The organism is Glycocaulis sp., assembly GCF_052168375.1.
Lineage (GTDB): Bacteria > Pseudomonadota > Alphaproteobacteria > Caulobacterales > Maricaulaceae > Glycocaulis.
The window spans coordinates 1-2154 of the sequence record NZ_JBQLZR010000071.1 but is presented as its reverse complement, the minus strand read 5'-3'; the positions used below and the strand labels follow the sequence as shown (position 1 = coordinate 2154).

Annotated in this window: 3 protein-coding genes; all 3 read right to left on the bottom strand. The window is 66.4% G+C overall.

Features of this window, described 5'->3' with window-relative positions; translation table 11 throughout:
• A partial coding sequence (locus ACTS2Z_RS02780; RefSeq protein WP_442571707.1) for a lysophospholipid acyltransferase family protein occupies positions 1-523 on the bottom strand: 523 nt, incomplete at its 3' end.
• A 52-nt stretch (positions 524-575) separates the two neighbouring features.
• Positions 576-1163 carry a YdcF family protein gene (locus ACTS2Z_RS02775; RefSeq protein ID WP_442571706.1) on the bottom strand — a complete coding sequence of 196 codons (588 nt, stop codon included), beginning with the start codon at positions 1161-1163 and terminating at the stop codon, positions 576-578.
• Positions 1164-1257: 94 nt separating this feature from the next.
• A partial coding sequence (locus ACTS2Z_RS02770; protein WP_442571705.1) for a cell division protein FtsX occupies positions 1258-2154 on the bottom strand: 897 nt, incomplete at its 5' end.

Below are 2154 nucleotides of genomic sequence, written 5' to 3'. Positions count from 1 at the left end.
CATCCATCGCGCCATAGAGGCCAGCCACTCCGGGCTTGTAGGTTTCCGGCGCGCCGGGCTTCACCCGCGTGCCTTGCGGGAAGATCACGATCTGGCGGCCTTCATTCGCGCGCTCGCGGGCCGCGCGCAGCATGGCTTTCAGGGCGCTGGCACCTGCCGAGCGGTCAACCGCCACGTTTTTCAGCTTCATCGCATACCAGCCAAAGAAGGGCAGGTATTTGAGTTCCTTTTTCAGGATGATCGCGGGGTCAGGCAGGATGTGCCAGAAGGCCAGCGTCTCGAACATGGACTGGTGCTTGGACGCAACCAGCGCCGGGCCCTGGGGAATATGTTCGCGCCCGCGCACCTCGAAGCGTATGCCGCAAAGGACGCGAAGGCCTGCAAAGACGAGCGTGCGGTAGACGGCAAAGCAGCCGCGCGCCCAGCTTCTGGGACCCAGCAAGAGCGGTGAGCATAACAGCCCCATCACCGCCATGAGGCCGTACATCCAGATGACGAAGAGCGCGGAACCTATGATGTGCACGCCTGACCTGCCCTTGTGAGGTGTGAACCGAACGGGAGCTTACTAGCGGCAGTCACGCCGCCGCGCCAAGCGGTGCGCGCACCGCCTCGCGGGCATAGACGGCGGAGAATTTCAGGTATTCCTGCAGCCAGCGCCGGGCCGCGCGCATGTCCGACCATGGGGGCGGCGTCGACACGCCATGGGGAAGCAATTCATGATCAGGCATGGCGGCCTTCAGTTCGAGAAGCGCGCGCGGCATGTGAAAGTCTGACGTCACGATGATGAGCCGGTCATAGCCGTGAGTTGCCGCCCAGCGGGCGGTTTCCTCGGCATTGCCGACCGTGTTGGCGGCCTCGACGCCTATATCGACGCAACAATCAAAAAGGGCCGGCGGGGCGCCCGCTGCGGCGCGGATTGCATTCATGGTCACTTCGGGATTGCTGCCGGAAATCAGCAGGCGTTCGCCGCGTCCCTCGGCAAGGATCGCAACACCGGTCGCAACCCGGCCCTCGCCGCCCGTCAGCGCCACGATGGCATCGGCCCTGTCAATGCCTTCTCCGGCATGGGAGAGACCTGCGCGCACGAATAATGCAAAGCCCGTAACCGCCGCAATGACCAGCGCAAAGGCGGCAAACCGGATGAAGGAGAAGGCGGCTTTCATCGGGGCGTATCTCCGGACGGTTGGCTTCTCGATACTTCAGGCCGCGCGAGGCAGGATTATGGCGCTCAGGCCCGCCCTTGCCAATCGCGAAGGATCAGGGCCAGCGGGCCTTCAGGCCCCGCGCAACGGCGATGCGGGCCGACAGGGCACAGATAAGGCCCGAAGCCAGCGCGGCCAGCGGCACAAGGGCCAGAACACCCCATCCCGGCGCCAGGCTGGGCAGGAAGAAGAGTGCGCCTGCATTGCCCGAAGCGAGACTGAGGCCGGCGGCTGCGAGCAGCGCGAGAACCGCCCCGCCTGCCCCGGCCTTGAGCCCCAGAAGGAAGAAGCGGTTCTGGAACAGGGCGATGATATAGCCATCTGGCGCGCCGACCAGATGCAGCGCCTCGGCCACATCGCGGCGCATGGACAGTGCAGTGCGCGCGGCAAACACGATCACGGCCGCAGCCGCTGCACACACCAGCACAACAAGGGCAATCGCAAAATAGCGCACCGTTGACGAGGCGCGGGAAATTGCGCCCGCCCACAGCCGGTTGTCGTCCACCACCACCCGGTAGGGGGCATCGGCAAAGAGCGCCTCCAGTGCGCGCGAGGCAGGCGGGTTTGCCGGATCAATGCTCAGGGTGACGAGGCGCGGCAGCGGAAAGTCCTCGGGCAGCTGCGTGCTGCCGAGCCACGGGCGCAAAAGGGCCTCCGACTGGGCGCGGCTGCGCACCTCGACAGACAGGACACCGGGAAGCCCGGCTGCCAGCGCGCCGGCCTCGCGCGCCGCCTCGTCGCCATCGCTATCCGCTCCGGGCAGGATCTGGAGGGTCATTTCCCGGTCGAGCTGCTGTGACCAGCCGCCTGCCGTCTGCCACGCCCCTGCCGCACCGATGACCGAAAGGCAGGCGAGGAAGACAAGGATTGCACACACCGCCAGAAGCGGCAGGTCGCGGCCCTGCTCGCCCGGCAGAAGCGGGGCTGTGCGGCGCGGCGGGCTCACAGGCTT

Bases quoted from the DNA above. Each gene is read 5' to 3' on its own strand.
- ACTS2Z_RS02775 (WP_442571706.1), bottom strand. From the start codon at position 1,163: ATGAAAGCCGCCTTCTCCTTCATCCGGTTTGCCGCCTTTGCGCTGGTC.